General features: G+C 36.7%; 6 protein-coding genes and 1 other annotated feature. Of the genes, 5 read left to right on the top strand and 1 reads right to left on the bottom strand.

Annotated features, from left to right (window positions below):
• Positions 1-35: 35 nt before the first annotated feature.
• Positions 36-362 (bottom strand): PH domain-containing protein, encoded by a 327-nt coding sequence (locus ACODS7_RS23210; RefSeq protein WP_243168907.1) that lies wholly within the window; start codon positions 360-362, stop codon positions 36-38.
• Positions 363-603: 241 nt separating this feature from the next.
• Positions 604-823 (top strand) — a binding site (T-box leader).
• A gap of 40 nt (positions 824-863) precedes the next feature.
• On the opposite strand from ACODS7_RS23210, the gene alaS reads away from it, so the two are divergent.
• From alaS to mltG, 5 genes are all read left to right on the top strand, one after another.
• Positions 864-3506: an alanine--tRNA ligase gene (gene alaS / locus ACODS7_RS23205; protein ID WP_016080215.1), complete on the top strand. Its 2643-nt coding sequence runs from the start codon at positions 864-866 to the stop codon at positions 3504-3506.
• Between the two features lie 76 nt (positions 3507-3582).
• The gene (locus ACODS7_RS23200; protein WP_000348591.1) at positions 3583-3849 is read left to right on the top strand and encodes an IreB family regulatory phosphoprotein; all 267 of its coding nucleotides are present in this window, start codon (positions 3583-3585) and stop codon (positions 3847-3849) included.
• Positions 3850-3852: 3 nt separating this feature from the next.
• On the top strand, positions 3853-4266 hold the full coding sequence (gene ruvX / locus ACODS7_RS23195; RefSeq protein WP_001221190.1) for a Holliday junction resolvase RuvX: 414 nt from the start codon (positions 3853-3855) through the stop codon (positions 4264-4266).
• Positions 4267-4278: 12 nt separating this feature from the next.
• Complete coding sequence (locus tag ACODS7_RS23190; RefSeq protein WP_243168908.1) at positions 4279-4557, top strand: DUF1292 domain-containing protein; 279 nt, start codon at positions 4279-4281, stop codon at positions 4555-4557.
• Between the two features lie 223 nt (positions 4558-4780).
• Positions 4781-5851: an endolytic transglycosylase MltG gene (mltG, locus tag ACODS7_RS23185; protein ID WP_016080216.1), complete on the top strand. Its 1071-nt coding sequence runs from the start codon at positions 4781-4783 to the stop codon at positions 5849-5851.
• Positions 5852-6000: the final 149 nt, after the last annotated feature.

Raw genomic sequence — 6000 nt, 5'->3', positions numbered from 1 at the left:
TAACGTTTTTTTGTACTTGGGGGTAGTAAAAAGGCTTAAGTTGATGGGCATGGGGAGCTCACATCATTTGTTTGAATATGTTTTATTTTTTTCCATTCATTATCATACATAAATACAATTTGATTGTTGAAAAGACGCTTTTGTTCTTTTAGATTAGAAATTTTTGCAAAAGAGTACTCTTCAAATATTGGATTCTTACTTACATCTGGTCCATAAAAGAATAGCCTTTTGTTCGTTAAAATCAATAGGCCTGGCCTTGCGACGGAACGATAAATAAATATGTCTAATGAACATGTTGCGTAAAATAATATCGTTTCGTCAGTCGCTAATATGTTTTTAGCTTTGTTAAGTAAGGTTGTCATTGTAATCGCTCCTTTATTTTGTTAATAACAATTTAATTGTAGCAAAAAAAGTAATATTTAGAAAATTTTATAAATTATTATTGTAAGGAGATTCCAATTTATTAATAAACGCATAATATATGAAAAGGCTGTTAAGAATGAATAGTAGAATACCTATGATTAATAAGCGATTAATACAATATAAATGATTATCTACATTGACAAACTTAAGAGAATTCTATTATATTTAGTCATATAATACATTAAATCAATGACGGAACAAGTACGTTACAGTCCATTTATAGAGAGAAGCTTCCATATGGCTGAAAGAAGCTTTAAATGAAGGGTAACAGAAAGCTAATCCTGAGAGCAGCTAATCACTGCCGTCTTGCCACGTTACGGCACCATGAGGTGATGAATTGATTGTTATTGTAATCAATTCATAATTAGGGTGGTATCGCGAGTTAACTCTCGTCCCTTTTATAGGGGCGGGAGTTTTTTATATTTAAGGAGGAAAATACAATGAAACAACTAACAGGCGCACAAATTCGTCAAATGTTTTTAGACTTTTTCCAAGAAAAAGGACATGCAGTAGAACCTAGTGCATCACTAGTTCCACATGAAGATCCATCTCTTCTATGGATTAATAGTGGTGTAGCAACATTAAAAAAATATTTTGATGGGCGTGTAATCCCACAAAATCCACGTATTACAAATGCTCAAAAATCAATTCGTACAAACGATATTGAAAACGTAGGGAAAACAGCTCGTCACCATACATTCTTTGAAATGTTAGGAAACTTCTCAATTGGTGATTACTTCAAAGAAGAAGCAATTACATGGGCTTGGGAATTCTTAACGAGCGACAAATGGATCGGATTCGATAAAGAATTACTATCAGTTACAATCCATCCAGAAGATGAAGAAGCATTTACAATTTGGAATGAGAAAATGGGTGTTCCAAAAGAGCGTATTATCCGTTTAGAAGAAAACTTCTGGGATATCGGTGAAGGGCCAAGTGGACCGAATACAGAGATTTTCTATGACCGCGGAGAAGCTTACGGTAATGACTTTAGTGACCCAGAATTATATCCAGGCGGAGAAAACGAGCGTTACTTAGAAGTATGGAACCTTGTATTCTCTCAATTTAATCATAATCCAGATGGTTCATATACACCACTTCCTAAGAAAAACATTGATACAGGGATGGGTCTAGAACGTATGACATCTATCGTTCAAGATGTGCCTACGAACTTTGATACAGATCTATTCATGCCGATGATTGGTGCAACAGAATCAATTTCTGGTGAGAAATACCGTAATGGCGATTTAGAAAAAGATATGGCATTTAAAGTAATTGCTGACCATATCCGTACAGTAACATTTGCTGTTGGTGACGGTGCTCTTCCTTCTAACGAAGGCCGTGGTTATGTATTACGTCGTTTATTACGCCGCGCTGTTCGTTATTCGAAGAAATTAAACATTAACCGTCCATTCATGTTTGAATTAGTACCGGTTGTTGGAGAAGTAATGAAAGACTTCTATCCAGAAGTACTTGAAAAGAAAGATTTCATTGCGAAAGTTGTGAAAAACGAAGAAGAGCGTTTCCATGAAACACTTCATGATGGTGAAGCGATTTTAGCTGAAGTTATTACAAAAGCAAAAGAAGAAAAAACAACTGTTATTTCTGGAGTAGATGCGTTCCGTCTATATGACACATACGGTTTCCCAATCGAATTAACAGAAGAATATGCAGAAGAAGCTGGTATGACAGTTGATCATGAAGGCTTTGAAAATGAAATGGAAAAACAACGTGAGCGTGCACGTGCTGCTCGTCAAGACGTTGACTCAATGCAAGTTCAAGGCGGTGTACTTGGAGAAGTTAAAGTAGCGAGTGAGTTCGTTGGTTACGGTACAGTTGCAACAGAAAGTAACGTTGTTGCACTTGTGAAAAACGGCGAATACACAGACAGTTTACAAGCTGGTGAAGAAGGACAATTAATGCTTGATGTAACACCATTCTATGCTGAGAGCGGTGGACAAATTGCAGACCGTGGTTACCTTCTTGCGGATGGTGTGAAAGTTCTTGTAAAAGACGTACAAAAAGCACCAAACGGTCAAAACTTGCATAAAGTTGTTGTTGAAGAAGGTACATTAACGAAAGATGCGGCTGTAAAAGCTATTATCGATACGAAAAACCGTAGTAGCGTTGTAAAAAATCATACAGCAACTCACTTACTACACCAAGCATTAAAAGACGTACTTGGAACACACGTTAACCAAGCAGGTTCTCTTGTAACTTCTGAACGTCTACGCTTTGACTTCTCTCACTTCGGTCAAGTACAAGCTGACGAATTAGAAAAAATTGAGCGTATGGTAAACGAGAAAATTTGGGAAAGTATTGATGTTGAGATTTCTCAAAAAGCAATCGAAGAAGCGAAAGAAATGGGCGCAATGGCATTATTCGGTGAAAAATACGGAGATGTTGTACGTGTTGTACAAGTTGGCGATTACAGCTTAGAGCTTTGTGGTGGTTGTCACGTTGATAATACAGCTTCTATCGGTATTTTCAAAATCGTTGCTGAGTCTGGTATCGGTGCAGGAACTCGTCGTATTGAAGCAGTAACTGGTAAGTCTGCATACGAATTAATGAACGATCAAGTAGGTTTATTAAAAGAAGCAGCAGGAAAAATGAAAACAAATCCGAAAGATATTTTAACAAGGGTTGATGGTCTATTTGCTGAAGTGAAACAACTGCAAAAAGAAAATGAATCTCTTGCTGCGAAATTAAGCAATATCGAAGCTGGAAACTTAACTGATTCTGTAATGACAGTTGATGGTGTGAATGTATTAGCAGCGAAAGTAAATGTTGCAGATATGAACAACTTACGTACGATGATGGATGATCTAAAAAATAAATTAGAGTCAGCAGTTGTTGTATTAGCGTCTGTTAATGACGATAAAGTAAACATCCTAGCAGGTGTAACGAAAGACTTAATTAGCCAAGGTTACCATGCTGGTAAGCTTGTGAAAGAAGTAGCTTCTCGTTGCGGCGGTGGCGGTGGCGGCCGTCCTGATATGGCACAAGCAGGCGGTAAAAACCCAGCTCAAGTCGAAGAAGCTTTAGCATTTGTACAAGAGTACGTTAAATCTGTTTCAAAATAAAGAGATAGTAGTGTACAATGGTAGGGAGAGGAGAAGTTCTTCTCCCTATACTTACTATATAAGTGAGGTGCTTGAAATGGACGGTTTTGATAAAACAATGAAGTTTAGCATTCAAGATGAAAAACAGAGTGTCCATGTAAATGATGTACTTTTAACTGTGTATGATGCACTTCAAGAAAAAGGCTATAATCCGATTAACCAAATCGTCGGTTATTTATTAAGTGGAGACCCAGCATACATACCTCGCCATAAAGATGCACGTAGCATCGTTCGCAAGCTTGAACGTGATGAAATCATTGAAGAGCTTGTGAAGTCTTATTTGAAACATCATCGTGAGGAGTAGTTTATGCGGATATTAGGTTTAGATGTAGGTACAAAAACAGTCGGAGTTGCAATTAGCGACGAAATGGGCTGGACAGCACAAGGATTAGAAACAATTAAGATTAACGAAGAACGAGGTCACTTTGGTTTTGATCGTATTTCTGAGTTAGTAAAGCAGTACGATGTGGATAAAATAGTAGTAGGTTTACCTAAAAATATGAATGGTACAATTGGCCCACGTGGTGAAGCGTGCCAGCAATTTGCAGAAAACCTACGAGAGCTGTTACAATTAGACGTTGTAATGTGGGACGAGCGTTTGTCAACGATGGCAGCGGAACGTCTACTCATTTCAGCTGATGTAAGCCGTAAGAAGCGAAAGCAAGTAATCGATAAGATGGCTGCAGTCGTAATCTTACAAGGATTTTTAGATAGAAAATAAGAGGTGACCAAAATGGAAGAACGTCAAATTACAATTGTAGACGAAAAAGGTAACGAACATTTATGTGAAATTATTTTCACTTTTGATGCTGAAAAATTTGGTGAAAAATCATACGTAATCTTCTCTCCAATCGGTGAAGTAGATGAAGATGGAGACCCAATTTATGATGCAATGGCTTATGAGCAAAATGAAGAAGAGGGCGGAGTTTTACTTCCAATCGAATCTGAAGAAGAGTGGGAAATGGTACAAGAAACGTTCAACACTATTGCTGATGAGCAAGAAGCTGAATAATAAGTACTGAAAAGATGGACGATATACAGTCCATCTTTTTTTGTATTTATATGTAAAATGAAAGATTTTTTGTCGAAACTGTGTAAGTCTTTGTAGTATAATGAGACGGATTGTAGAAAAATAAAGTGTCTATTAAAAAAGATAAGTGAATTTGTTGCATTTTTACATCGTGCTGTATAGAAAGGTGTACATACGGTCTACAATTAAGTAAGGAGGAAATGTTTTGATAGAGAATCAAGTGAAAAAGAAGCGTAGACGCATCTTTTTATTTTCGATTATTGCACTGCTTTTAGTTTGTGGTTCAGTCTATGCGTATATTTCATCCGCATTAGGACCAGTTGATAGCGGGAATAAAAAAGAGATTGAAGTAGAAATTCCGAAAGGATCATCTACAAGTAAGATTGGAGAAATTTTAGAAGAAAAAGGCGCTGTGAAAAACGGTACAGTTTTTAGTTTTTATACAAAGGCTAAATCGAAAAGTTTACAAGCAGGTACATATTTATTAAATCCTTCGATGAATGCTAAAGATGTTATTGAACAAATGTCATCTGGCAACGTGCATCGTCCAGCTCTTTATAAAGTGACGATCAAAGAAGGAGCGCAAGTAACTGAAATTGCAGAAACGATTGCGACAGAACTAAAGTGGAATAAAGACGATGTTACGCGTCAATTAAACGATAAAGCATTTATTCAAAAAATGCAGCAAAAGTATCCGAAGTTATTAACGGATAAAATCTTTGATAGTAATATTAAATACCCATTAGAAGGTTATTTATATCCTGCGACGTATTCGTTTTATAAGAAAGATACGACGTTAGAAGAAATCGTAATTCCGATGCTTGAGAAAACAAATGCAATCATTGTTCAAAATGAGGCGAAAATGAAAGCGAAGAACTGGGATGTTCATCAGCTTTTAACATTATCTTCACTTATTGAAGAAGAGGCAACTGGTTTTACAGATCGTCAAAAGATCTCTAGTGTCTTTTATAATCGTTTAGCGAAAGGTATGCCGCTTCAAACGGATCCAACGGTATTATATGCACTTGGAAAGCATAAACAACGTGTATTATACGAAGATTTAAAGGTCAACTCACCGTACAATACGTATGTTGTAAAAGGATTGCCGGTAGGGCCGATCGCAAACTCTGGTAAACATTCAGTGGAAGCTGCGTTAGAACCTGCGCAAACAGATTATTATTATTTCTTAGCTGCACCAAGTGGTGAAGTGTACTATGCAAAAACATTAGAAGAGCATAATGCATTAAAGCAAAAATACATTACGAAAAAACAGTGAAATGGGGAGGGATAGCGAAAAAGGTCGCACATCCCTCTTTTTTGTGGTAAAATATATCGGGTTAAAAACTGGCAGAAGAATCGTTTTTAATATCAAAACGGGACGTACAAGCTAAGGGTAAAACTGGCTTGTATTTTTATTGCATTCTA

Source organism: Bacillus sp. FG16 (assembly GCF_057809515.1).
Note: the sequence above shows the minus strand (reverse complement) of the source record. Positions and strands in the feature narration are given on the sequence as shown.